This is a genomic window from Streptomyces sp. NPDC026246 (genome assembly GCF_055567995.1).
Genome location: NZ_JBVHPJ010000003.1, coordinates 562,713 through 586,789 on the forward strand (window position 1 = coordinate 562,713; position 24,077 = coordinate 586,789).

The window sequence follows — 24,077 nt, forward strand, 5'->3', positions numbered from 1 at the left end:
GCTCGTGACCATGAGCCAGACCCCGGACAGCGTCGTCCGTACGTACATCGAGCAGCACCGCGCCGCCTTCCTCGACGACCTCGCCGAGTGGCTGCGCATCCCGTCGGTGTCGGCCCAGCCCGACCACGCGCCCGACGTACGACGCAGCGCCGACTGGCTCGCCGCCAAGCTCAGGGAGACCGGCTTCCCGACGGCCGAGGTCTGGCCGACCCCGGGCGCGCCCGCCGTCTACGCCGAGTGGCCCTGCGAGGACCCGCAGGCGCCCACGGTGCTGGTCTACGGCCACCACGACGTGCAGCCCGCCGCCCGGGAGGACGGCTGGGACACCGAGCCGTTCGAGCCGGTCGTGCGCGGCGACCGCCTCCACGCGCGCGGGGCGGCCGACGACAAGGGCCAGGTGTTCTTCCACACCCTCGGTGTGCGCGCCCACCTCGCCGCCAGCGGCCGCACCTCTCCGGCCGTGCACCTCAAGCTGCTCGTCGAGGGCGAGGAGGAGTCCGGCTCGCCGCACTTCCGGGCGCTGGTCGAACAGCACGCGGAGCGGCTCGCCGCCGACGCGGTCATCGTCTCCGACACCGGCATGTGGTCCGAGGACACCCCCACGGTGTGCACGGGCATGCGCGGCCTCGCCGAGTGCGAGATACGGCTGCACGGCCCGGACCAGGACATCCACTCCGGCTCCTTCGGCGGGGCCGTGCCCAACCCCGCGACGGCCGCCGCCCGCCTGGTCGCCGCCCTGCACGACGAGCACGGGCGCGTGGCGATCCCCGGCTTCTACGACGGCGTGATCGAACTGACCGACCGCGAACGTGAGCTCTTCGCGGAGCTGCCCTTCGACGAAGAACGGTGGCTGCGCGGAGCCAAGTCGTACGCGGCGCACGGCGAGGCCGGCTACAGCACCCTGGAGCGGGTCTGGGCCCGCCCCACCGCCGAGGTGAACGGCATCGGGGGCGGTTACCAGGGCCCCGGCAGCAAGACGATCATCCCGTCCTCCGCCATGGTGAAGCTGTCCTTCCGCCTGGTGGCGGGCATGGACCCCGGCCACGTCGAGAAGGCCGTCCGCGCGTGGGCCGGACAGCAGGTGCCCGACGGGATCCGCAGCGAGATCACCTTCAGCGGGGCCACGCGCCCGTGCCTGACGCCGCTGGACCACCCGGCCCTGCAGTCGGTCGTGCGCGCCATGGGCCGGGCCTTCGGCAAGCCGGTCCGCTTCACCCGTGAGGGAGGCTCCGGCCCGGCCGCCGACCTCCAGGACGTCCTCGGCGCACCGGTGCTGTTCCTGGGCATCTCCGTCCCGTCCGACGGCTGGCACGCCCCGAACGAGAAGGTCGAGCTCGACCTGCTCCTCAAGGGCGTCGAGACCACCGCCTACCTGTGGGGTGACCTCGCCGAGCACTGGAGCCACGCCCCCTGAGTCTTCCGCGCCGTCCGGACCGGCCACGCGCGCGGGGCACACTGGAAGGGCCGCCCCGCACCGCCCGAGCCCGCCGCACCCGGTCGTCTCCCGCCGTACCGCCCGCCGATCTGTCAGCCGAACCAACCGTTCCACCGGGGGAGTTGGAAGCACCCGTGACCACCTGGACCGACCACAACGCCGACCGTCCCATCTCGCTCACCGCCCCGAGCGGCATCGACCGGGCCGCCCACCACCGGCTCGACGAGGCCTGGCTCGCGGCGGCGTGGAGTCACCCCACCACGCGCTGCTTCGTGGTCTCCGGCGGCCAGGTCCTCATCGACGAGACGGCGGACGGGCGCACCGAACTCGTCATGACCCCCTCATTCGAGGCTCCCCTCACCGAGGCGCACCGCTACTTCCTCGGCATCGACGAGGAGGGCGTCAGCTACTTCGCGCTCCAGAAGGACGCCCTGCCCGGGCGCATGGACCAGTCGGCGCGCGCGGCGGGTCTGCGCGAGGCGGGCCTGCTGCTGTCGGCCCGGGACATCGGCCTGATGGTGCACGCCGTGGGCCTGGAGAACTGGCAGCGCACCCACCGCTTCTGCTCCCGCTGCGGCGAGCGCACGGTCATCGCGGCGGCCGGCCACATCCGCCGCTGCCCGGCCTGCGGCGCCGAGCACTACCCGCGCACCGACCCGGCCGTGATCATGGCCGTCACCGACGAGGACGACCGCATCCTGCTCGGCCGCCAGGTGCACTGGCCCGAGGGCCGCTTCTCGACGCTCGCCGGCTTCGTCGAGCCCGGTGAGTCCATCGAGCAGTCGGTGCGCCGCGAGGTCCAGGAGGAGGTCGGCATCACGGTCGGCCCGGTCGAGTACGTCGCCAGCCAGCCCTGGCCCTTCCCCTCCAGCCTCATGCTGGGCTTCCTGGCCCGCGCCACCTCCACGGAGATCGACGTGGACGGCGACGAGATCCACGAGGCCCGCTGGTTCTCCCGAGACGAACTGCGCGCCGCCTTCGAGTCCGGCGAGGTGCTCCCGCCCTACGGCATCTCGATCGCGGCCCGCCTGATCGAGCTCTGGTACGGCAAGCCGCTCCCGACGAGGACGGCCGCCTGACAGGGACCCTGGGCCCGACGCGAGAAGGCGGCTCCTGAGCCTGTCAGGAGCCGCCTTCCTCGTACGACCGGGCCGTCAGGCGCCGATCTTCTGCTTGACCTGGGCCAGCGACGGGTTGGTCAGCGTGGAGCCGTCGGGGAACAGCACGGTGGGCACCGTCTGGTTCCCGCCGTTCGCCTTCTCCACGAACGCGGCGGACTCCGGGTCCTGCTCGATGTTGATCTCGTCGTACGCGATGCCCTCGCGGTCCATCTGGCTCTTCAGCCGGCGGCAGTAGCCGCACCACGTGGTGCTGTACATCGTCACAGTGCCCGGCATGTCGCTCGCGCTCCTTCGGTGACTCGGGGACGGGTTCGCAGTGGAGGGAACGTATGTGAAACCTCCACCATTCCCGCTGCCCCGCCGTCCCCGCTTTCCACCGGCTCTCCGGCCGCCTCTGCCGGCGATCGTGAAGCTGGACCGATCACGAACTCGAGGGCCCGGGCGGTGCGGGTCATCTGCCGTAGGTGCCTGTAGGGGCAGGCTCGTGGGCCGCCCGCGCGGCAAGTGCCCCGAACGTGGTACTCGACGGGTATGCCGAGGAAGCCTTCCGGTGCCGTGGACCGGCCCTCCTGGCTCGGGAGACTGCACCGCGTGATCAGTTGCTCGCCGGTTGGCCAGGGATGGAGGCGGAGCAGGGATATCGAGCTGTGGTCGCGTTCGCTGGGCTTCGCGGCGCTGGGGCTGCTCACGCTGGTGCCGCTGCTGATCATCGTCTCCGCTGCCGACGCAGAGCACGGGCGGGGATTCGCGCAATGGCTGGGGGAAGGGCTGGGCGTTTCGCCGGCTTCCAGGCGACAGGTCGAGCAGTTGTTCTTCCGGCCCGGCCAAGCCCTTCGGACCACGACCGCGTTCGGTATCGCCGCCCTTGCCGTGTTCGGCCTGACGTTCGGGGCGGCGGTGCAGACCGGCTACGAGAAGGTCTGGGGCCTGCCGCCGGCCCGCTGGTGGGCCAGGTGGCGGCACGTGGTGTGGCTCGGTGTCCTCACCGGCTACCTCAACGTCTCCGCCACAACGCTCCTGCGCGGACACCTGGCCGGCGGGGTCGTGGCATCGCTGAGTGCCGTCCTGTTCCTGTGGTGGTCCCAGCACCTGCTGGTCGGTGGGAGGGTCCGCTGGCGTGCCCTGCTGCCCGGCGCTGTGGCCACCGTGATCGGACTGCTCGGCCTGCGAGTCTTCTCCAGACTCGTCTTCTCGCCGTTGATCGCAGCCAACGCCGTCAGTTACGGGCCCGTCGGAACCGTCCTGGTCATCGAGTCCTGGCTGGTCGGCGTGGGCGTCGTGGTGTTCGGCGGGTCCCTGGTCGGCCGACTGCTGTACGAGGCACTGCTGCGCAGGGCACAGGCGCTGAAACAGCGCGGGTGACCCGTCTGCGGGGCGTACCCGTGGAGGAGGGGCGCCCTCATGGGCACGCCCCTACGGGTCCTGCGCCGCCTCCTCGGCGTTGTGCGCGTCGACCGCTTCGAGAACCTGTTGGATCCGCCGGGCCGGCCAAACCTGGCCAGCCACGAACGGCCTTGCCGAACGGCGCTCCCGCTCGGCGAGCGGTTGCTGGACATCAGATGCGGACGGGGCGCACTCCTCGCCCGCTCCGCCCCTGTGCATGCGCGCTCGGAAGACTGGCGCGCCCACACTCCGACACCCCCTAGGAAGGGCTGCCGGGTCGTTGGGTGCGGTTGTCGTGTGCAAGGCCGTCCGTGCGGATGGCCTCGCCCGGTGTTCTCGGCCCGATGGGGAGAACCAGGGCCCGCATCGGCACGCAGGGCGGCGGCCGGAGTGCTGTGGAGTCGGTCGGCCTGTCGATCGCGCCGATGTCCTGCCATCCCCACGACAGGAAGGCGTCGTAGGCCCGAGCGTCGGCCGGGTCGATCAGGGTCGCTCCGAGCGAGGCGTGGTGGTCCGCCAGGAGGCGTTCCTGGAGCCTGCGGGCGAGCCCTTGGTCGTCCGTGTGCGGGTGCACCACGATCTCGACGACCGCGAAGACGTGCCCGGAGGCGGTGAGTTGTTCGACGCTGCGTGGAAGGGCCCCGTCGAAGCCCCTCCACCATGTCCCCTCACGCGGTACGGGGAATCCATAGGCACACCCGGCGAAGGCGGTGTCCTCCGCGATCAGCAGGGCGAACCCGGCTTGCCGGACGGCGCTGGTGAGCCGTCGCAGGAAAGCCTCCCTGGCCCGGTACTGCCGACCCGCCTGCGTGCTGGAGGACTCCACGTACAGATCGGCCAGCTCCTCCTGCACGGTCTCGGTCTGCCAGCGGTTCAGCCTGCGCAGGCGTAGGGCGTGGGCCGGAGCGGATGCGGGTGCGCCTCGGTCACCCCGGGGCGGCGGGGCCGTCACGACGCACCGCCCGAGGCGGCGGACGCCCGGTGTGCGGGGGGCCGAGCGGCGTGGGGCTCGTGGAGCAGGAACGAGGAGCCGGTCATCTCGACGACGCGGGCCAGGGCCGGGGCCGGGTGGTGGAGTCGAAGAACCCCTCCGGCGTCGGTGGCGTACAGGGAGGCGGTGAGGAAGGCGTTGAGTCCGGAGGCGTCACAGAAGGTCACCGCTGTGAGATCGACGTCTGTGGTGCGGATGCCGTCGTGCAGGCACGCGGCGAGAGCGGCCCGCACGAGTGGTGCGGTGACCAGGTCGATCTCGCCCGCGAGCGTGATCAGCGCGCGGGTGCTGTGGTCGTGCCGGCGGACGTACAGCTGTGGAGGGGGCATGGATCCTCGGTTCCAGGTGCCGTCGGACGAGCGGCGGGGCGCCGGAGCGGGTCCGGCCCCTGCGGCGGACCGCCGATGGGGGTTGTGTGAGGTGGCCGAACGGGCGGTCCACGAGATCGAGCCGACGAGCACCGTGGCCCTCCGGGATGCGTCGCGAGGCGGACGCACGGTCCGCCTCGTGGGCATCGTGTCCTTCGGTGAGCGGCTCCGTGCCTACGGGGCCCCCAGGCTGCCCGGCCAAAGGCAAGGGAGGCGTACAGGACCCCGGCCTTTCAGCTTGTGGTGCTGCGGCCGGGGTCCTCGGCTGGGGGTTGGTTGTCGCGACGGTCCGGTCAGCTCGGCCCGCTCGGATAAGGACCGGGGGAGCGTTCCCTTCGGAACAAGGACGGGAGAGCGCTCCGTTCGGGAAGGCTCAATCGGCTCGGTCGTGGGTGCGGCGTGGGTGGGTTTCGACCGCGTCGGTCGGACCCGGCACGATCGCGGCGGCCGGCGCCGCCCGCCCGGCCCGGCCCGCTCGGCCGGAAGCCCTCCGGGGTGACGAGGGAGCCGGCCCCGCCAGAAGCGTCCCGGAACGGGTGTAATGGACGGCGCCGGACCGGTCGCCGTGCTGTGAGTTGAGCAGGCGGATCAGGAGCACCCCCAGGGCGGTCATGGCCAGGATCACCAGCACGGTCACGAAGATCTCCATGGTGCTCACCCTCTCCTCGATCGCCGGGGTGTCACGGCGTTCACGGCGTCGGCCCCTGCACGCCGGTCATGTCACGGCCCTCGTGCCCTCCCTCGGAGTTCCAGACCGCTTCCACGGCCAGGTCTGCCTCCGTCGACGTCCGCACAAGCGCCGCCTCCTCCATCAGCCGGCTTCCGGACGACGTTCCGTGCGGGTCACTCGCGGCGGCCATCAGCCAGGCGGCCGAGTCGGGATCCGTTTGCGGCGGGACCACCAGCAGGTTCCAGCGGCCGACGCGATACGACAGCAGCAGCAGCTCGTGCGGGTCCTGTTCGGCCAAGAACCAGCCCACATGCACAACATGGCCTGCGACCGGCACCTTGCGTGCAATGGCCGGCCAGTGAGTGGGATTCACGGTGACCCTGGTGATGCGGCCCCACAGTGGGTCCAATGCGGCGGTCAGAGCGGGGAGTTCGGCCTGGAGGTCGCGGGAGCGGGGCCACCAGGCGCCGTCCAGCAGAGGCGGGGCCGCACCGGCGGGGGCGAGCGAGAGGCGCAGTCCGGCGGATGGGGACCGGTCGGGCACTTCGGCTGTGCGCGTGAGGGAGATGGTCGCAGTCATGGCGCGGACCCTGCCCCCGGGCCGGCCGTAGCCGACCCGGCATTTTCGTTCGCCGAAAACGACACGAGCTTGGAAGCCGGTGCGCGAAATATCCTCGGTGATTCCAGCGTACTCCTCCCGCAGGCCGAACGGACCGTACGGTCGGTCGAGAAGCGGCTCCACGCGGAACGAACGCCCAGGGTCCGCCTTCGTCCCCTGCCCGTCCGTCATCACATGCATCACATGCATCACATGCCGCGCGCCCGCTCAGGGCATGGACGCACGCGGATCGGTCGCGGAACCCGTCGACGAAGGCAGCGGTTTCGGTGAGTGTGCGCTAGTCGCCGGTGGAGGTGACGCCGAACATCAGGGTGCGGCGGGGGACGTCGTAGTGCACGGTCCTGGTGTTTTTTAGCAGGTCCTGCAGAACGTCGGCGTCACCGGCGTCCACGGTCAGAACCTCTTCCCAGGCGCCTTCGTCCAGGACCAGTTGCAAGGTGAAGGTGCCACGCCCGCCGGGTTTTCCGGCCACCCAGCTGAATTGATAGTGGTTGACCTGGCGGACCTTGATGCTGTTGTCGGTGAGGGGTTGCTGGACCTTCGCCATGAGTCAGTCCTCGTGTATGCCGGGGGGCGACTCGCTGCCGACGCGGGCAGCAGAGGCACCATCTCTACGGGTGTGGCGCCTGCGGTTCTTGGGGCGGTCCGAGCCGCCACTCCCGCCGAGTGTCCCTTTTGGTTCCGTACACGCAGCTCGCGCAGTCTCGTTCTCCGCTTCGGCGTCAGCGCTTCCCCATCGCGGCGTTGCAGTCCACAGTGGAAGCGGCACCCCTTCACACCGGAGGCAGTCATGCTCCTCCTCGGCATCATCCTGCTGGTAGTCGGCTTCGTCGCCGGTATATCGATTCTGTGGACGATCGGGATCATCCTCGCGGTGATCGGCGCGATTCTGTGGATCATGGGCTCCACGGGGCACGCGGTCGCCGGCCGCCGCCATTATTGGTAACCGTCTTCGGCGGGACCGCACCGACAGCGGCACACCGGCACAGCCCTTGTCCGGCCAGGCGTCGCACCAAGGCGTCCGGCGATGGCGCCGCCTGCCGGCCGTCTGCTCGCGCCGGGCTGCCCGGCTGCGAGCCGGCGCGGGCCGACATCGGGCGAAGCAGGCGTCCCAGCCGACGCCGGTGGGGTCGCCCGACGCGGCCAACACCGCGTCCGTCCGCGTCAGCCTGCCCCCCAGGCCGCCTCCTCCACCGGTCCACAGCATCCCCCGGCGCGGCTCTGGCAGCTATCCACTCGCCCGGACGCCGGTCCGTCGCCCGGACCCCCATCGGCGCGCCACCGGCTGCGGTCCCTCCCGCGATCACCGGCCTTGCCCGGCGTGGGTCTGCCCGGCGCACCGCGGGCGGCGGCTGGGAGCTGCCGCCCTGCCCGGGTCGTGGCCCGCGGCGTCCGCACCGGAAAGGGCATTGCTGGCAAGGTCCGCATTCTTTACAAAGCGGACAAGAAGGGGTCAGAGTCGAGTGAGGGCAGGAGGCACTCATGATCGTCCTCGCGGCGCTTCTTCTCCTCATCGGGACGATATTGATCCTTTTGGGGGCGATGCTGATCCTGGTCGGGATCGCCCTGGTCGGTGTTGCCGTCTTCTTGCTCGTTCGAAGGGCGCAGCGGCAGAGGGAGTAGGACAGGCCGGACCGGAGCAAGGGGACCGATCAGGCTCGTGCGTCGAAAGGAGCGCGTGATGAGCCGGGGCACAGTGGGTTTGACCGCGGGAATGACGCTGGGGTTCGCCGCGTACTTCGGTGACTTCTGGGCCTTTCTCCTGGTGCTGGGGCTGGGCATCGTCGGTCTGGTGATCGGGCGGCTCATGGACGGTGATCTCGAACCGGGCGACTTCATCCGCCGCCGGGACCGGCAGGACCGCCTCCGCGATGACCGGCGACGGGTTAAAGGACAGCGGTTGCGCTGACCGGTGAGCCGGTCGGCTCCCGGACATCCGCGCTGTCGGTCGCAGTCGCGGGGGTCGCGGGGGCGCCGCAGTGTCCAGCACGTCGTCGAGCGGCGCGCACTTCAGAACGGCAGGTCCTGAGAACGCGCCGAGCATTTCCTGAGCAGCTCCCGCTTTCACCTCCCCGGGCGGGTTCGGCGGTCCATGACGCGCGGAGCAGGGCGGCGGCCGGGCCGATGATGCCGGGCTCATTCCGAGAGCTGTGACACCCACCCGCACCGGCAACGGGGGCGGCCCGCGCCGGGCGCTGTAGCGCCTGCCGCCCCCGCCGATGCGAGGTCCACCGCAGCGGCCGACGTGACGCCTGCCGCATCAGTACGACTATCGGTGCGTGCCTGTGGACGACCGGCACAGCCGTCTCCCGCGACCTGGCAGCATGGCCATGTGACAGCAGCAACGCACTCCCCCCTCTTCCCGCGGGTACCGGACTCGGCCGACGCGGTGCTCGAAGGGCTCGACCCCGAGCAGCGCGAGGTGGCCACCGCCCTGCACGGTCCGGTGTGCGTCCTGGCGGGCGCCGGCACGGGCAAGACCCGGGCCATCACCCACCGCATCGCCTATGGCGTGCGTGCGGGCATCCTGCACCCCTCCGGCGTGCTCGCCGTCACCTTCACCAACCGCGCCGCGGGGGAGATGCGCGGCCGGCTGCGCCAGCTCGGCGCCGAGGGCGTCCAGGCGCGCACGTTCCACTCGGCGGCCCTGCGCCAGCTCCAGTACTTCTGGCCGAAAGCAGTCGGTGGCTCCATGCCGCGGCTCGTCGACCGCAAGATCCAGCTCGTCGCCGACGCGGCCGCCGCCTGCCGCATCCGCCTCGACCGGGGCGAGCTGCGGGACGTCACCGCCGAGATCGAATGGTCCAAGGTCACCCAGACCGTCCCCGCCGACTACGCGCCCGCAGCCGCCAAGGCCGGCCGTGAGACGCCCCGCGACCCGGCCGAGATCGCCCAGCTCTACGCGGCCTACGAGGACGTCAAGCGCGAGCGCTCCGTCATCGACTTCGAGGACGTCCTGCTGCTGACCGTGGCCGTCCTGCAGGACCGGCACGACATCGCCGAACAGGTCCGCGCCCAGTACCAGCACTTCGTCGTCGACGAGTACCAGGACGTCAGCCCTCTCCAGCAGCGCCTGCTCGAACTGTGGCTGGGAGACCGCGACAGCCTCTGCGTGGTCGGCGACGCCAGCCAGACCATCTACTCCTTCACCGGGGCGACCCCCGATCACCTGCTGGACTTCCGCACCCGCCACCCCGGGGCGACGGTCGTCAAACTGGTCCGCGACTACCGCTCCACGCCCCAGGTCGTCCACCTCGCCAACGGCCTGCTCGCCCAGGCCCGGGGCCGGGCCGCCGACCACCGACTGGAACTCGTCTCCCAGCGCGGCCCCGGCCCCGAGCCCGTCTACACCGAGTACACCGACGAGCCGGCCGAGGCCGAAGGCGCCGCCCGCCGCATCCGCGAACTCGTCGACTCGGGCGTCCCGGCCGCGGAGATCGCCATCCTCTTCCGCACGAACGCGCAGTCCGAGATCTACGAGCAGGCTCTCGCCGACGCCGGAGTGCCCTATCAGCTGCGCGGAGCCGAGCGCTTCTTCGACCGCCCGGAGGTGCGCAAGGCGAGCGTCGCCCTGCGCGGCGCGGCCCGCTTCGGAGGCAACGACTCCCTGCTGGACGACGCCGTGGACCTGCCCTCCCAGGTGCGCGCGGTGCTGTCGGGCGAGGGCTGGACCCCGCGACCGCCGGCCGGTTCCGGCGCCGTGCGCGAACGCTGGGAGTCGCTGGCCGCCCTGGTGAACCTCGCCCACGACTTCGCCGCCGCCCGGCCCGGCGCCACCCTGGCCGACCTCGTCGCCGAGCTCGACGAGCGTGCCAACGCCCAGCACGCCCCCACGGTGCAGGGCGTCACCCTGGCCTCGCTGCACTCCGCCAAGGGACTGGAGTGGGACGTGGTGTTCCTGGTCGGCGTGGCCGAGGGCATGATGCCGATCACCTACGCCAAGACCGACGAGCAGATCGAGGAGGAGCGCCGCCTGCTCTACGTCGGCGTCACCCGCGCACGGGAGCGCCTCCACGTCTCCTGGTCGCTCTCCCGCTCACCCGGGGGCCGGCCGGGTCGTCGCCCGAGTCGCTTCCTGGAAGGGCTGCGCCCCGGTTCCACGGTCACCACCGGACGCTCCGCCGCAGGCGGAGCGGGCGGAATCGAGCGCGGCATCCCCGGAACCAGGGGCTCCGCCCCGAGACGCACGCGTCGCGTCCCGGCGCGCTGCCGGGTCTGCGGCCGCACCCTGACCGACGCCGGCGAGATGAAGCTGATGCGCTGCGACGGCTGTCCCTCGGACATGAACGAGGGCCTCTACGAGCGGCTGCGGGAGTGGCGCGCGGACCAGGCACGCACCAGTGGTCAGCCCGCCTTTTGCGTCTTCACCGACCGCACCCTGATGGCGATCGCGGAGACCGCCCCGGACGACGCGCACGAGCTGGCCCGCATCCCGGGCGTCGGCCAGCGCAAGCTCAACCGCTACGGGGCCGATGTGCTGGCCATCTGCGCAGGCCAGTACGGCTCCCCGGACACCGACGAGGACTGACACGAACTCGTCGAAAAAATAGTTTGCGCATGCCCCGGCAATCCCCATAGGTTCTTAGGCACGAGAGCAGCGGCCTTCTCGAAGGCCCTGATCCCGTGTTGTACTTGCATACCCGCAGGACTGGTCCGTCCAGTCCCCCCGAGACGCCGAGAGGAGGCGAGTCCAGTGATCAGCATCAACACCAGCTTCTCCAGCACCGTGAAAATGACCGATCGCTCGGCCGTCTCCACGTGCATGCTCGGCGTCTCCAACCTGGGCACCGGTCTGTCCGGCATTCGTGCCGTCCTTCCGGCTGCCTCCTCCGTTGCTCCCGCGGCCCTTCCTGTCCGCGAGCGCAATGAGCGACCGACCAAGGCACTGGAAGCAGCAGTAGTGGCACAGGCGCAGGCCTATGCCTTTACGGCGACCGGTGCCGGATTCCGGAAGCAGACGACGCAGCACCACCAGATGTGGGCCTTCCGTGGGCCAGAACCCTGGAGTGATCCAGCCTGATCGAAGATCAGGCCGGCGCCTTCAGGGCCGCGGAACCCCATCCGGGATCCGCGGCCCTTCTGTTTGTCCCCGACCAGGGACGACAGACCGAAGGAGCCTCGGGACAAGAAAAGAACCCGGTACCAGCCGCCCCCGGCCAACAGGCCGGAACGACCAGACGAGGAAGACGAACCGTGCAACTCGAAGCGCACGCACCGTCCGTACCGCCTTCCGACACGATCCCCAAGCCCGGCTCCACGGAGGACTCCGCCTTGACCCCGCTCACCGCGCTCACCGCGCTCGACGACGCCATCGAGAACCTCGGCGTACCCGTCCCGTGCCGCTCCTACGACCCGGAGGTCTTCTTCGCCGAGTCGCCGGCGGACGTCGAGTACGCCAAGTCCCTCTGCCGTACCTGCCCGCTGGTCGAGGCCTGCCTCGCCGGCGCCAAGGAGCGGCGTGAGCCCTGGGGCGTCTGGGGTGGCGAGCTGTTCGTCCAGGGTGTCGTCGTCGCCCGGAAGCGGCCGCGTGGCCGCCCCCGCAAGAACCCGGTCACGGCATGAACACCGCAGGAACGATCGACCGCCCCCTCACGCACGACCCCCAGAAGCAGGCCCCGATGAAGCCGTCCACCGACGAGCCCGCAGGCTCCGCGACCCGCGATTTCACCACCACCGGCGCGAAGGACTCGCGTCAGAACAGGACCCGAGAGATGCAACTCATCCCAGAAGCCCTGGCGCGTGCGCATATGCACGAGCGCTTGCACGAGGCGGAGCAGGAACGCCGGGCCGTGCGCCTGGTGACCGCCCGCCGGATGCAGCGCAGGGCGGAGCGAGCCTCGCGGCGTGCCCGCCGGGCGCTCGCCATGGCGGTCATGCAGTGACCGTCCAGATCTGAAGCACGGGCCTCCCGATCAGGAGGCCGGGCTCTCTCGCGGGGGCCGGTCCGTACCGAGGGACCGGCCCTCGCGGCGTTTCGGCAGGCGGCAGCGCGTCGCCCCGGTGTCCGCGTCCGGTGCTTCGGCGTATCGTCGGCGCGTGGCGAGTTCGACGAGTCCTTCCGGAGCCGACGACGGCGACGCCGCGAAGGCCACGCGGCCGGTGTGCGCCCGCTGCGGTGCGACAGCGGACGCGGGGGCCGAGGGCCCGCCGCCGACCTGGACGTTCTCGGTGGAGCACGGCGTCGGCCGCCACTACTGCGACATCTGCTCCCGGGAGAACCTCAGGTCGATCGAGGGGCGGCTGGACTCCGACTGGTGGTGAAGCCTCCGGCTCCGGCCCGTTGCGCGATCACGCCTGGGCGACGGACTCCTCACCGTCCGCCGGGTCCTCCGGGACGAACCCCGGCAGCCACTCCTCCAGTTCCTCGCGCAGCCGCACCGTCGCCCCGAGCTGGCACAGCACGCCGATGGTGCTCAACGTAACCCGGTGGATCAACAGGTAGGCCGGGGGCAGGTTGAGCCGCTTGCCGAGCTGGTAGGCGGGCGAGCGGGGGTCGGCGACGCGGGCCGCCTGGCTGCGCATCCAGCCGCGGGTGAAGGTGAACTCGTCCACCTGGGCCGGTTCGATGATCGGCAGCAGGTAGTCGAGGACCGCGTCGGCCTCCAGCTCGATCGTCTCCTTGACGAACCCCTCCGCGCACAGCAGCTCGTAGACCGTCTCGGCCTCCCCGTCCAGGGTCAGGCGCAGGCACTCCCCGATGGTGGCGGGCAGTCCGCCGGGCAGGCGGTCGACCGTGCCGAAGTCGAGCACGCCCAGGCGCCAGTCGCCCTCACCCTCGGGGCCGCCGGGCAGGAGGCGGAAGTTGCCCGGGTGCGGGTCGGCGTGCAGCAGGCCGGTGCGCGCGGGGCCGGAGAACAGGAAGCGCGCCAGGAGCTGGCCGGCACGGTCGCGCTGTTCCTCGGTGCCGTCCGAGATGACCTCCGACAGCGGGATGCCGTCGATCCACTCGGTGATCAGGACCTGTTCGGACTGATGCACCACCTGCGGCACGAGAACGTCCGGGTCGTCCGCGAACTCGTCGGCGTGGGCGCGCTGGGCCTGCGCCTCCAGTCCGTAGTCCAGCTCCTCCGAGACCCGGTCCTTTAGCTCGGTGATCAGGGGCTTGATGTCCATGCCGGGGATCAGCGGGCCGAGCAGGCGGGAGAAGCGGCTCAGCTGGTTCAGGTCGGACAGCAGGGCCTCGCCCGCGCCCGGGTACTGCACCTTGACCGCGACCTCACGGCCGTCGTGCCACACCGCCCGGTGCACCTGGCCGATCGACGCGGCCGCGGCCGGCTTGTCCTCGAACTCCAGGAACAACTCCTGCCAGTCCTCCCCGAGCCGCTCGCGCAGCACCGTGTGCACGGTGCGCGTCGGCATCGGCGGCGCGGCTTCCTGCAGCTTGGTCAGGGCGGCCCGGTAGGGCCCGGCCACCTCCTCCGGCAGGGCCGACTCGAAGACTGACAGGGCCTGCCCGAACTTCATCGCACCGCCCTTGAGCTCGCCGAGCACCTTGAACAGCTGCTCCGCGGTGCGCTGCTGGAGCTCACGGCCGACCAGCTCGGCGGACTCGCCGACGATCCGCTTGCCGAACCCCCAGGTCGCCCGCCCGGCGATGCCGAGCGGGAGCGCGGCGAGCTTGGCGGTCCGGGTGACCGCCTTCCGGGGAAGATCAGACATGCGCCCTCCAAGTCCCAGCCGGCCGCTCCGCCGCTGCCTCACGGCACTGCGTCGGCGGCCGTTGCACAGCCATTGTCTCGTGCGGCTCCCCGTCCTCCGAAGGGTGCTCCTCGATTTCTTCCGTCAGCGCCCCGCACGGACATGCAGCATGCGCGTAGACGGGCCGCGCATGCCAGTGCAGCTCGGGAACGGAGACCTCCCAGCGAGCCCCGGCGCTCGACGGGAGCCGGCCGTCCAGGAAGGCCAGCGCGTGGGCCGCCGCCAGCCCGGCCACGGTGGTGGCCAGAGCCAGATCACAGGCCCGCCCCTGCGGTTGCCGGCCCGAACGCCACTGGGCGACGAGACGGGGCCACGTCGGGTCCCGGTCGGTGCGGCTGCGCTGCAGGCACCCCGCGCAGCCCGTCTCCCCGGGCAGGACGAACGGGCCGACCACCCCGGTCCCCTCCACGACACCGGCGTACAGATGCGGCGTTCCGGAGGCCATGAACGGCTCGGCGGCGACGGGGTCCGGCGCGTGGACGGCGACGTCGTCACGAGGAGCGAGGACGACCAGGGAGAAGCCCGGGTCCGGCCCCAGCGGCGCGGAATCCGCCGCCGGACGGCGCGGCGGACGGTCCGGAGCGGCCCGCCGCACGGCACGGCGAGCCGCCGCGTCCCTGCGATCCCCGACGGCATCCGCGGGCAGACCGCCCGGGGCGACGTCCCAGGGCTCCACGCACCCCCCGTCGAGCACCTCGACCTCGCCCACACCCGCTCCGGCGAGGAGAGAGGCGAGCACGGCGCCCACCCGGCCCGCGCCCCGCACCTGCACCCGCTGCGCACGCCGGGCGGCCAGCCGGCCCATCGCCTCGCCCGGGCGGGACGTCGTCAGGGAGAGGGTGGCCAGATCCGGCCGCAGACGGTCGAGGACCTCCTTGTTCTGCCGCAGGGCGTCGGCGTCCGGCCCGCCGCCCCGGGCGTCGTCGAGCAGCCCGGCCTCGGCGAGACCACGCACGAGCCGGTCGACGTGGCCGTCGGGGAAGTCCATCCGGTGGCCTTCCTGCCGCAGCAGCTCCATGCCCCGGGTGCCGTTCAGCAGGTCGAGGAAATAGCCGGACGCCTGGTCCAGCGGACCGAGCGTCATCGCGTGCGCCGGCGCCATCCCGAACTGCACGGTCTTCAGATCACGCCAGCCGCGCCTGAGCGCAGGCTTCACCACCGGATGCATGACAACCCCCGTATGTCATAGATCGTTCCCGTCCACGTCGCGGTGCTCGCCGACGCGATCCAGAATGCCCGCGCCGGCGATCCACCGCCGAGAGTTGTCCACAGGGACGGGGAATCGTCGTACAAATCCGGCGGCCGATGGCGGAGCCGGCACGGAAGCCTCCCGGAGCCGGGACTTCCCCCGGCCCAGCGGGTACGGTCGGGGCGTGCCCGCCGACCCACTGCACCGCGCCGGAAACCCACAGCGCAGTACGACGAGCCAGCCGCCGAGCGGCTCCGGGGCGAGCGCGATCGAGGTCCGCCGGAGCACCCGCCGCCGCAGAACGGTCTCCGCGTACCGCGAGGGCGATCGCACCGTGGTCCTCATCCCCGCCCGGATGTCCGAGGCGGAGGAGCAGCGCTGGGTCGACGTGATGCTCGCCAAGCTGGCGGCCCAGGAAAGCAAACGGGCCCTCGGCGACGTCGAGCTGGCCGAGCGGGCCCGGCGCCTGTCGGAGCAGTACTTCGGGGGGCGGGCACGGCCCGCGACGGTGCGGTGGGTGACCAACCAGAACACCCGTTGGGGCTCCTGCACCCCGTCCGAGGGCAGCATCCGCCTGTCGCACCGTCTGCAGGGGATGCCCGAGTACGTCGTCGACTACGTCCTCCTCCACGAGCTCGCCCATCTCCTCGTCCCCGGGCACGGCCCTCGCTTCTGGGCGTTGCTGGAGGCCTATCCGCGTACCGAACGCGCGCGTGGCTACCTCGAAGGCGTGGTCGCCGCCGGGCGGCTGCCCCACGTGCCGGGCGCGCGGAGCGAGCCCCCCGAGGGTGAGTGACCGCTCACCCCGAGCGAGCAGCCGATACGGCCGGGCACGGGTTGTGTACCGGGTCTGTACCGACATCTACCGGTGTCCGAATTTGCCGTTAGCCTGGCGCGACGCACTCACGTTCTGGATGGGGGACGGTCGTTACGCATGGCCAGGGAATTCCAACGCGGCCACAAGGCCAGGATCAGTGACCTCACCGCGGGCACGGATCTGTACGTAGGTGTGCAGATCTCCGGCCCCGGTCTGGGTTTCGACATCAGCTGCTTCGGTCTCGACGCCGACGAACGGCTCTCCGACGACCGGTACTTCGTCTTCTTCAACCAGCCGAAGTCCCCCGAGGAGGCCGTCCAGCTCCTGGGCGCCCAGGCGGGCGACACGGAGTCCTTCCGGGTCACGCTCGACCGGATCCCGCCGCAGATCCACAAGCTGTCCTTCACGGCGACGATCGACGGCGCCGGACAGATGTCGCAGATCACCTCGGGATACATCCGGATCGTCGCCGGCGGTGAGGAGGTGGCCCGCTACTCCTTCAGCGGCTCGGAGTTCTCCACCGAGCGGGCCGTGATGCTCGGTGACTTCTACCTCAAGGACGTGTGGCGGTTCGCCGCCGTCGGTCAGGGCTTCGACGGCGGGCTGGATGCGCTGCTGAAGAACTTCGGCGGCGAGGTGGCCGAGGAGGAGGCTCCGGCCCCCGCCCCGCAGCAGCCCCAGACCGGCGCCGCCCCTGGCTTCGCCCCGCCCGCTTTCGCGGCCCCGGGCACGCCTCCGGCCCCCGCTCCCGCCCCGGGCGCGCCTCCCGCTCCGGCGGCGCAGCCCGCCGCGCAGGGCTTCGCGCCCCCGCCGGGCGCCACTCCGCCCCCGGCACCGGCGCCCGCGCCCCAGGTGCACGCCGCCCCGACCATCGTCGCGCCCCTGCACACCCCGCCCGGCGGTTCCCCGGTGCCCCCGCCGACCGCGGCACCGCCTCCCTACGGACAGCCCGGCCAGCAGCCGGCGCCGTACGGCCAGCCCCCGGGCCAGACGCCCCCGCCGCCTCCCGGCTACGGCCAGCCCGCGGCCCCGCACGCCCCGGCACCGCCCCCCGGCTACGGCCAGCCCACCCCGCCGCCGGGCTACGGGCAGCAGCCGTACGGTCAGGCGCCCCACGGCGTCCCGCAGCAGGCCGCCCCGCAGGCCGGTGCCGGACAGGGCCCCGGTGTGGCCGCCGCGCTGCAGCAGTTCAAGGAGACGCCCACCGGCCAGCGCTGGACCCAGCAGAACAAGAAACTGGTACGCGTCGACCTCGGCGTCGGCGGACAGCCCGTCCTGGCCCGTCAGGGCAGCATGGTGCTCTACCAGGGCAAGGTCGACTTCAGCTACAAGGGGGCCGGCTTCTCCGGCCGGATCGTCGGCAACGCCACCGGCCAGGAGATGCAGCTGATGCGCTGCACCGGCCAGGGGCAGGTGTTCCTCGCCGAGAACTCGACGATGCTGCACCCCATCGAGCTCCAGGGCGACGGCATCTGCGTCTCCGCCGAGAACGTCCTGGCCTTCGACGAGAGCCTGCAGTACGAGGTCCGCCGCATCGAGGGACACGGCATCCCCGGCGGCGCGCTGTTCACGATGCAGTTCACGGGCACCGGCACGGTCGTCGTCAAGACGCACGGCACGCCCGTGGTGCTCCCGGTCACGCCCACGACGTTCGCCGACTGCAACGCCGTGGTCGCCTGGTCGTCGGCCGCGCAGGTGATCGTCTCCAGCCAGGTGCGGATGCGCCGCAACGCCTACCCGGGCGACACCGGCGAGAGCATCAACCTCCAGTTCCGGGGAGCCCCCGGCAACTTCATCGTCGTCCAGCCGTACGAGATCTGAGGGAGAGCCCGATGAACCAGCCGCTCGCGGGCTACGCCCCCGCACCCGTCACCGCCCGTATGGAGAACCACGGCAACCACATGCTGAAGGTCGCCATGCAGACGGGCAACGACCTCCTCGCGCGCGTGGGGTCGATGGTCGCCTACGAAGGGTTCGTCCAGTACGAGCCCAACCCGCCGGCCGTGCGCCAGATCGCCAAGGACTGGCTCACCGGCGAGGGCGCGCCCCTGATGAAGTGCTCCGGCGACGGCCTGCTCTACCTGGCCGACTACGGGGCGAACGTCGTCGTCATCAATCTCAACGGCGACGGCATCTCGGTCAACGCCACCAACCTGCTGGCCTTCGACGCCCACCTGAACTGGGGCGTCGAGCGGGTCAAGGGCCTGGCGAAGTTCGCCGGCCAGGGCCTGTGGAACACCAGGATCTCCGGACAGGGCTGGGTGGCGCTGACCTCCCGGGGCAAGCCCATCGTCGTCGACTGCGGAGGCGGCGAGGACGAGACCTACGTCGACCCGGACGCCCTCGTGGCCTGGTCCCCGAACCTCAAGGTGAAGGGCAAGCGCAGCTTCCGGGCCCAGTCGCTGATCGGCCGCGGCAGCGGCGAGGCCTACCAGATGGCCTTCTCCGGTCAGGGCATCGTCGTCGTCCAGCCCAGCGAGGACAGCACCGACCGCCTCCGGTTCCGGGGCTGAGGGGGAGCAACACGCCATGCAGAGCCCGATTTTCGCCTACAACGATCAGCAGACCCAGGAACGCTGGAGCCTGCAGAACAAGCAGATGCTGCGCGTCAGCCTGGAGGGCCACGACGACGTGCTGGCCCGCAAGGGGACCATGGTCGCCTACCAGGGGCTCGTCGAGTTCGACGCCGAGTTCCAGACGAACCAGCAGTCACGCGCGCGTGCCCGGACCGGGGAGGGCCTGGACCTGATGCGCTGCCACGGGCAGGGCACGGTCTACCTGGCCAACCTCAAGCAGCACGTGCACGTCATGGAGGTGGACCAGGAGGGCCTGACCGTCGACAGCAGTTACGTGCTGGCGATGGACTCCTCGCTGCACCACGAGGTCATCGCCGTCGACAGCCTCTACGGCATCGCCGGCTCCGGGAAGTACCAGCTCAACATCAGCGGCCGGGGCAAGGTCGCCCTGATGACCTCCGGCATGCCGCTGCTGATGCAGGTGACGCCCGACAAGTACGTCAACTGCGACGCCGACGCGATCGTCGCCTGGTCGACGAGCCTGCGCGTGCAGATGCAGGCACAGACGCACTCCTCGGGCGTGTGGCGGCGGCGTGGGAACACCGGCGAGGGCTGGGAGCTCAGCTTCATGGGTTCCGGCTTCGCGTTGGTCCAGCCGAGTGAACTGCTGCCGCCGCAGAACGCCCAGATCGGCTCGGGCCTCGCCGCGCAGTACGGGATGGGTCAGCAGGGCGCCCGGGGGCAGAACCAGGGCAACGTCTGGAGCTGAGTGCTCCGCGGGTTGGGCCGGGACGGGGCCGGGGCTGTGCCATCTGGTCCCGGCCGAGGGCCGTCCGTGCGTGCTCGCGCAGTTCCCCGCGCCTGTGACGGTGCGCAGCCCACGGCCAGGATGCGAAGGCAAGGGGCGGCCGCACGAGCGGTCGCCCCTCACCGATGGTCGGGCGGCTTACCGAGGGTCAGGCCGCGAGCCTCGCGCGCGTGGCCGCCAGGAGCCGGACGACCGACTCGTCGGCCACGTCCGCGACCTCGTCGTAGCCGAACCAGCGCACGTCGAGGGACTCGTCGCTGACGGCGTGCACGGCGTCCGGGGGCGCCAGGACGCCGTACTGGACGTCGAAGTGCCAGTGGCACGGGGCCGGGATCGGGTGCCGGTCCAGGCGCACCGGGCCGCCGGGCAGCAGGGAGAGCCCGGGGACGCCGGACTCCTCCGTCGCCTCGCGCAGGGCCGCGGCCGCGAGCGAGGTGTCACCGGGCTCGCAGTGGCCGCCCATCTGCAGCCACATCCGCAGCTTCCTGTGCAGGGTCAGCAGCACCCGGCCGCGCTCGGGGTCGACGACCAGACCGCTCGCCGTGAGGTGGCCGGCGTGGCAGGCCTTCCACAGACCGTCCGGGTGTTCCGCCAGATGGGCGAGGTAGGCCTCACGCAACTCCGTCTGGTCCTCGTACCCCTTCAGGACGAGGACCGCGTCGTCGTACAGGCTCACCCGGCGTCGTCACCCTTGCGCTCGTCCTCGCCGCCGTCGTCGCCGTCCTCGGTCTTGGGCTTCTTGAGGTCCGGCTTGCCGGCCGCCTCGCCGAGCATCTTGTCCAGCTCGGAGAAGTCGATCTGCTCGCGGTGCACGAAGCCGTCCGGATCGTCCAGGTCGGTCGCCGTCGGCAGCATGTCCGGGTGGTGCCACAGGGCGTCCCGGCCGTCGACCCCGCGCGCGTCCGTGAGCGAGGCCCACAGACGCGAGGCGTCCCGCAGACGGCGCGGACGCAGCTCCAGGCCGATCAGCGTGGCGAACGTCTGCTCGGCCGGCCCGCCCGAGGCGCGGCGGCGGCGCAGCGTCTCCCGCAGGGCGTCGGCGGACGACAGGCGGGGCTTCGCGGCGGCGTGGACCACCGCGTCCACCCAGCCCTCCACGAGCGCCAGAGCGGTCTCCAGCCGGGCCAGTGCGGCCTTCTGCTCGGGCGTGTCCTCGGGCTGGAACATGCCCTGCTGGAGGGCCTCCTGCAACTGCTCGGGGTTCTGCGGGTCGAACTGGCCGACCACGTCCTCGAGCTTGGCCGTGTCGACCTTGATGCCGCGCGCGTAGCCGTCGACCGCGCCGAACAGGTGCGAGCGCAGCCACGGCACGTGCGCGAAGAGGCGCTGGTGGGCGGCCTCGCGCAGGGCGAGGTAGAGCCGCACCTCCTCCTGGGGGACGCTCAGGTCCTTGCCGAACGCCTCGATGTTCACCGGCAGCAGGGCGGCCTTGCGGGCCGGGCCGAGCGGCAGGCCGACGTCGGACGAGCCGACGACCTCGCCGGCGAGCACGCCGACGGCCTGACCGATCTGCGTGCCGAACATCGCGCCGCCCATCGAGCGCATCATGCCGATCAGCGGGCCGGCCATGGCCTGCATCTCCTCCGGCAGGACGTCGCCCATGGCGGTGCCGACGCGCTCGGCGACCGGATCGACCAGCTCCTTCCACGCGGGCAGGGTCGCCTCGACCCACTCCGCGCGGCTCCAGGCGACCGCCGAGGCGGCGCCGGACGGCAGGGAGGTGGCGTCGTCGAGCCACAGGTCGGCCAGGCGGACGGCCTCCTCGACGGCACGGCGCTCGGCGGGGCCGACGCTCGCGTCCTTGGTGCCGTCAGGGGAGCCCTGGGACACCGTCTGGCGGGCGATCTGCTTGGCCATGTCCCAGTTCACCGGGCCGCCCTCGTAGGAGAGCATCTGGCCCAGCTGCTGGAACGCGGCGCCCAGGTCGGTGGGGTTCAGCGACCCGAACATGGCTGCGAACGGATTGTCCGCACCGGGGCCGCCGGGGCCACCGGGGCCTCCGCCGAAGCCTCCGGCTCCGGGCAGGCCGCCGAAACCGAACGGGTTGGCCGGTCCCTGACCACCACCGCTCTGCTGGTCCTTCTTCTTGCCCTCGTCGCCGTCGTCCGGCTCCTCCGGCGGAAGGCCGAATCCGAATGGGGTGTCACTCACGGGATTCCTCGGCTGGTAGGGCCGCCGGTTCTTTCCGGCGGCACGGCTGCCCGACAACACCACCCAGCGTAGACACCTGGGGCGGATCGGGCCTCGGTGCGTCGCCGACTGACGGCCTGCGGCAGGATGGATGCCACCTGGTACGCACGCGTGGCACGTGCTCGTACTGAAGACAACCGCTGGAGACGCCCGGTGAGTTCCCCAGATCCGCAGGTTCGCGCAGCGCGAAACCAGTCAACCAGTTCCGCGAGTCCCGCGCCGCGCGGACCCGTCGTCGCGGTCACCGGCGCCGCCTACGGCGTAGGAGCCCTGCTCACGGAGCGGCTCGCGGCGTCCGACGAGGTCAAGCAGGTCGTGGCCATCGACGAGCGGCGCGGCGAGTGCGCCGCCGCGCAGTGGCACATCCTCGACGTCCGGGACCCGGCCATCGCCGACAAGCTGCGCGGCGCCGACGTGGTCGTCCACCTGGCGCTGGACCTCGACCTGGAGACCGACGCGGCCGCCCGGACGGCCTACAACGTACGGGGGACGCAGACCGTCCTGACGGCCGCCGCGGCGGCCGGGGTCCACCGGGTCGTGCTGTGCACCTCGGCGATGGTCTACGGGGCACTGCCGGACAACGAGCTGCCGCTGTCGGAGGACGCGGAGCTGCGGGCCACGGCCGAGGCGACCGGGGTCGGCGACCTGCTGGAGGTCGAGCGCCTGGCGCGCCGGGCTCCCCGCGCGCACCCCGGGCTCAACGTCACCGTGGTGCGGCCGGCGGTCCTGGTCGGCGGCACCGACACGGCCCTGACCCGGTACTTCGAGTCGCCCCGGCTGCTCGTCGTCGCCGGTTCGCGGCCCGCCTGGCAGTTCTGCCACGTCGAGGACCTGTGCAGCGCGCTGGAGTACGCCGTCCTGGAGAAGGTCGACGGGGAGCTCGCCGTCGGCTGCGACGGGTGGCTGGAGCAGGAGGAGGTCGAGGAGCTCAGCGGCATCCGGCGGATGGAGCTGCCCTCCGCCGTCGCGCTGGGGGCGGCGGCGCGGCTGCACCGCATCGGGCTCACCCCGTCCCCGGCGGGCGACCTGGCCTACACGATGTACCCGTGGGTGGTGAGCGGCAGCCGGCTGCACGACGCCGGCTGGCGGCCGCGGTACACGAACGAGGAGGTGCTGGCGGAACTCCTGGAGGAGGTCTCCGGCCGGCACACGGTGGCGGGCCGCCGGCTGGGCCGCAAGGACGCGACGGCCGCGGGTGCCGCCGGCGCGACGGTGGCGCTGCTGGGCGCGGCGGCGGTGGTGCGCCGGGCGCGCAAGGCCCGGCGGCGCATCTGACCGCCGCCTTCGCGCGGGGGAGCACGGCGCGTCCGGCCGCCGTGAGCGCCGTCCTCGTGCGAGCGACATGTGGCGGCAGGGTCCCCCTGTAGGAGGCTCCAAACGAGTACGCGCGCGTGCCGGTCGATAGCTCTATTCCGTGCTGTCGGTGCCGTGCGGCACGATGGGGGCATGGCACCCACGAGCGAGCACCCCGGTGAGCAGGCCGCGCAGGACCCGATCAGGCTGATCGGCATCCGTGAGACGGCCCTCTCCGTGGACGAGGTCTTCCGGGCCGTCGGGGACGACGCCGCGGGGGGCACCGCGCTCTTCGTGGGGACGGTGCGCGACCACGACGGCGGCGCCGACGTCGAGGAACTGGGCTACTCGTGCCACCCCAGCGCCGAGGCCGAGATGCGGCGGATCGCCGAGAAGGTCGCGGCCGAGTACCCGGTCCGGGCGCTGGCCGCCGTTCACCGGGTCGGCGACCTGGCCGTCGGTGACCTCGCCGTGGTCGTCGCCGTCTCCTGCCCGCACCGTGGCGAGGCCTTCGAGGCGTGCCGGAAGCTGATCGACGACCTCAAGCACGAGGTGCCCATCTGGAAGCACCAGAAGTTCTCCGACGGCACCGAGGAGTGGGTCGGCGCCTGCTGATCCCGGATCCGATTTCCGGTTGCGTAACCGCACCCCTGGCGTGAGCGTTGTCACTGCGGATGGTTAATCTGCTGATCAGTCAGTTCGCGGAGCTCGATGGGGTTGGAGGTCGGCATGGCGGCGCTCGCCTGGTTGCTGATTCCGCTTGTGGCTGCGATCGGCGCCGGTCTGTGGGGAAGTTGGGCCAACCGGACCCGCAAGGTCCGCAACGACGGCCCGGAACTCGTCGGGTACGCCCGCTTCCGAGAGGCCATGGAGAAGCCCCCGGTCCGCTAGCGCGGAGCCGGAAAGCAGCAGGTCACAAGCGTTTGAAGCCTCAGGGCCGCCCCGGACGGGCGGCCCTGACGGTGCGCTGACAGAACCG

The 24,077-nt window shown here is 71.8% G+C and carries 28 protein-coding genes; 18 read left to right on the forward strand and 10 right to left on the reverse strand.

Going from position 1 to position 24,077, the window contains the following annotated elements; all coding sequences use genetic code 11:
• The first annotated feature begins 10 nt into the window (after window positions 1–10).
• Together ACZ4M5_RS10720 and nudC are read left to right on the forward strand one after the other, a co-directional pair.
• A complete protein-coding gene (locus tag ACZ4M5_RS10720; protein WP_467735150.1) occupies window positions 11–1,414 on the forward strand; it encodes a dipeptidase in 1,404 nt (467 codons plus the stop codon).
• Window positions 1,415–1,569: 155 nt separating this feature from the next.
• Window positions 1,570–2,514, forward strand: coding sequence for an NAD(+) diphosphatase (gene nudC, locus ACZ4M5_RS10725; protein WP_398106656.1), 945 nt, complete (start codon window positions 1,570–1,572; stop codon window positions 2,512–2,514).
• Between the two features lie 75 nt (window positions 2,515–2,589).
• On the opposite strand, the gene ACZ4M5_RS10730 is transcribed toward nudC, so the two are convergent.
• On the reverse strand, window positions 2,590–2,832 hold the full coding sequence (locus ACZ4M5_RS10730; protein WP_333936850.1) for a mycoredoxin: 243 nt from the start codon (window positions 2,830–2,832) through the stop codon (window positions 2,590–2,592).
• Window positions 2,833–3,087: 255 nt separating this feature from the next.
• On the opposite strand from ACZ4M5_RS10730, the gene ACZ4M5_RS10735 reads away from it, so the two are divergent.
• Window positions 3,088–3,918 carry a ribonuclease BN gene (locus ACZ4M5_RS10735; protein ID WP_467735153.1) on the forward strand — a complete coding sequence of 277 codons (831 nt, stop codon included), beginning with the start codon at window positions 3,088–3,090 and terminating at the stop codon, window positions 3,916–3,918.
• 280 nt (window positions 3,919–4,198) lie between these two features.
• On the opposite strand, the gene ACZ4M5_RS10740 is transcribed toward ACZ4M5_RS10735, so the two are convergent.
• The 5 genes from ACZ4M5_RS10740 to ACZ4M5_RS10760 all read right to left on the reverse strand — a co-directional run bounded on the left by ACZ4M5_RS10740 (window position 4,199) and on the right by ACZ4M5_RS10760 (window position 7,134).
• Window positions 4,199–4,792 (reverse strand): hypothetical protein, encoded by a 594-nt coding sequence (locus ACZ4M5_RS10740; RefSeq protein WP_467735155.1) that lies wholly within the window; start codon window positions 4,790–4,792, stop codon window positions 4,199–4,201.
• Between the two features lie 95 nt (window positions 4,793–4,887).
• Window positions 4,888–5,259 carry an STAS domain-containing protein gene (locus tag ACZ4M5_RS10745; protein WP_467735157.1) on the reverse strand — a complete coding sequence of 124 codons (372 nt, stop codon included), beginning with the start codon at window positions 5,257–5,259 and terminating at the stop codon, window positions 4,888–4,890.
• 412 nt (window positions 5,260–5,671) lie between these two features.
• Window positions 5,672–5,956 carry a hypothetical protein gene (locus ACZ4M5_RS10750; protein ID WP_467735159.1) on the reverse strand — a complete coding sequence of 95 codons (285 nt, stop codon included), beginning with the start codon at window positions 5,954–5,956 and terminating at the stop codon, window positions 5,672–5,674.
• A gap of 31 nt (window positions 5,957–5,987) precedes the next feature.
• A complete protein-coding gene (locus ACZ4M5_RS10755; RefSeq protein ID WP_467735161.1) occupies window positions 5,988–6,548 on the reverse strand; it encodes a DUF5994 family protein in 561 nt (186 codons plus the stop codon).
• A 316-nt stretch (window positions 6,549–6,864) separates the two neighbouring features.
• A complete protein-coding gene (locus tag ACZ4M5_RS10760) occupies window positions 6,865–7,134 on the reverse strand; it encodes a hypothetical protein (protein WP_467735163.1) in 270 nt (89 codons plus the stop codon).
• A gap of 243 nt (window positions 7,135–7,377) precedes the next feature.
• Between ACZ4M5_RS10760 and ACZ4M5_RS10765 the strand changes: the two genes are divergently transcribed.
• From ACZ4M5_RS10765 to ACZ4M5_RS10800, 8 genes are all read left to right on the forward strand, one after another.
• Complete coding sequence (locus ACZ4M5_RS10765; protein WP_467735165.1) at window positions 7,378–7,533, forward strand: DUF6131 family protein; 156 nt, start codon at window positions 7,378–7,380, stop codon at window positions 7,531–7,533.
• Between the two features lie 536 nt (window positions 7,534–8,069).
• A complete protein-coding gene (locus ACZ4M5_RS10770) occupies window positions 8,070–8,210 on the forward strand; it encodes a hypothetical protein (protein WP_467735167.1) in 141 nt (46 codons plus the stop codon).
• Between the two features lie 58 nt (window positions 8,211–8,268).
• Entirely contained in the window at window positions 8,269–8,496 is a 228-nt protein-coding gene (locus ACZ4M5_RS10775; protein ID WP_467735169.1) for a hypothetical protein, read from the forward strand.
• A 366-nt stretch (window positions 8,497–8,862) separates the two neighbouring features.
• On the forward strand, window positions 8,863–11,115 hold the full coding sequence (locus ACZ4M5_RS10780; protein ID WP_467735171.1) for an ATP-dependent DNA helicase UvrD2: 2,253 nt from the start codon (window positions 8,863–8,865) through the stop codon (window positions 11,113–11,115).
• Window positions 11,116–11,280: 165 nt separating this feature from the next.
• Window positions 11,281–11,607, forward strand: a complete 327-nt coding sequence (locus ACZ4M5_RS10785) for a hypothetical protein (protein ID WP_369193809.1) — start codon at window positions 11,281–11,283, stop codon at window positions 11,605–11,607.
• Window positions 11,608–11,780: 173 nt separating this feature from the next.
• On the forward strand, window positions 11,781–12,149 hold the full coding sequence (locus ACZ4M5_RS10790) for a WhiB family transcriptional regulator (RefSeq protein ID WP_037766327.1): 369 nt from the start codon (window positions 11,781–11,783) through the stop codon (window positions 12,147–12,149).
• Window positions 12,146–12,469 (forward strand): hypothetical protein, encoded by a 324-nt coding sequence (locus ACZ4M5_RS10795; RefSeq protein WP_376332539.1) that lies wholly within the window; start codon window positions 12,146–12,148, stop codon window positions 12,467–12,469. The genes ACZ4M5_RS10790 and ACZ4M5_RS10795 overlap by 4 nt, the downstream gene beginning before the upstream one ends.
• A 154-nt stretch (window positions 12,470–12,623) precedes the next feature.
• Window positions 12,624–12,848, forward strand: a complete 225-nt coding sequence (locus ACZ4M5_RS10800; RefSeq protein WP_467735174.1) for a hypothetical protein — start codon at window positions 12,624–12,626, stop codon at window positions 12,846–12,848.
• A gap of 27 nt (window positions 12,849–12,875) precedes the next feature.
• Here the strand turns inward: ACZ4M5_RS10800 and ACZ4M5_RS10805 are convergent, their stop codons facing one another.
• Window positions 12,876–14,246 carry an ABC1 kinase family protein gene (locus tag ACZ4M5_RS10805; protein WP_467735176.1) on the reverse strand — a complete coding sequence of 457 codons (1,371 nt, stop codon included), beginning with the start codon at window positions 14,244–14,246 and terminating at the stop codon, window positions 12,876–12,878.
• Window positions 14,239–15,453: a ThiF family adenylyltransferase gene (locus ACZ4M5_RS10810; protein WP_467735178.1), complete on the reverse strand. Its 1,215-nt coding sequence runs from the start codon at window positions 15,451–15,453 to the stop codon at window positions 14,239–14,241. Before ACZ4M5_RS10810 ends, ACZ4M5_RS10805 begins: the two co-directional genes overlap by 8 nt.
• Window positions 15,454–15,658: 205 nt before the next feature.
• Between ACZ4M5_RS10810 and ACZ4M5_RS10815 the strand changes: the two genes are divergently transcribed.
• From ACZ4M5_RS10815 to ACZ4M5_RS10830, 4 genes are all read left to right on the forward strand, one after another.
• Window positions 15,659–16,270, forward strand: coding sequence for a M48 metallopeptidase family protein (locus ACZ4M5_RS10815; RefSeq protein WP_467735180.1), 612 nt, complete (start codon window positions 15,659–15,661; stop codon window positions 16,268–16,270).
• A 138-nt stretch (window positions 16,271–16,408) separates the two neighbouring features.
• Window positions 16,409–18,112: a TerD family protein gene (locus ACZ4M5_RS10820; protein WP_467735182.1), complete on the forward strand. Its 1,704-nt coding sequence runs from the start codon at window positions 16,409–16,411 to the stop codon at window positions 18,110–18,112.
• 11 nt (window positions 18,113–18,123) lie between these two features.
• A complete protein-coding gene (locus ACZ4M5_RS10825) occupies window positions 18,124–18,804 on the forward strand; it encodes an AIM24 family protein (RefSeq protein WP_333936841.1) in 681 nt (226 codons plus the stop codon).
• Window positions 18,805–18,820: 16 nt separating this feature from the next.
• The gene (locus ACZ4M5_RS10830; RefSeq protein WP_467735184.1) at window positions 18,821–19,576 is read left to right on the forward strand and encodes an AIM24 family protein; all 756 of its coding nucleotides are present in this window, start codon (window positions 18,821–18,823) and stop codon (window positions 19,574–19,576) included.
• Between the two features lie 187 nt (window positions 19,577–19,763).
• Here the strand turns inward: ACZ4M5_RS10830 and ACZ4M5_RS10835 are convergent, their stop codons facing one another.
• Window positions 19,764–20,291: an NUDIX hydrolase gene (locus ACZ4M5_RS10835; protein ID WP_467735186.1), complete on the reverse strand. Its 528-nt coding sequence runs from the start codon at window positions 20,289–20,291 to the stop codon at window positions 19,764–19,766.
• Window positions 20,288–21,766, reverse strand: coding sequence for a zinc-dependent metalloprotease (locus ACZ4M5_RS10840; protein ID WP_467735188.1), 1,479 nt, complete (start codon window positions 21,764–21,766; stop codon window positions 20,288–20,290). The genes ACZ4M5_RS10835 and ACZ4M5_RS10840 overlap by 4 nt, the downstream gene beginning before the upstream one ends.
• 192 nt (window positions 21,767–21,958) lie before the next feature.
• On the opposite strand from ACZ4M5_RS10840, the gene ACZ4M5_RS10845 reads away from it, so the two are divergent.
• The 3 genes from ACZ4M5_RS10845 to ACZ4M5_RS10855 all read left to right on the forward strand — a co-directional run bounded on the left by ACZ4M5_RS10845 (window position 21,959) and on the right by ACZ4M5_RS10855 (window position 23,989).
• Window positions 21,959–23,080, forward strand: coding sequence for an SDR family oxidoreductase (locus ACZ4M5_RS10845; protein WP_467735190.1), 1,122 nt, complete (start codon window positions 21,959–21,961; stop codon window positions 23,078–23,080).
• Between the two features lie 171 nt (window positions 23,081–23,251).
• Window positions 23,252–23,713 carry a molybdenum cofactor biosynthesis protein MoaE gene (locus tag ACZ4M5_RS10850; protein WP_467735192.1) on the forward strand — a complete coding sequence of 154 codons (462 nt, stop codon included), beginning with the start codon at window positions 23,252–23,254 and terminating at the stop codon, window positions 23,711–23,713.
• Window positions 23,714–23,809: 96 nt separating this feature from the next.
• Entirely contained in the window at window positions 23,810–23,989 is a 180-nt protein-coding gene (locus ACZ4M5_RS10855) for a hypothetical protein (protein WP_333936916.1), read from the forward strand.
• Window positions 23,990–24,077: the final 88 nt, after the last annotated feature.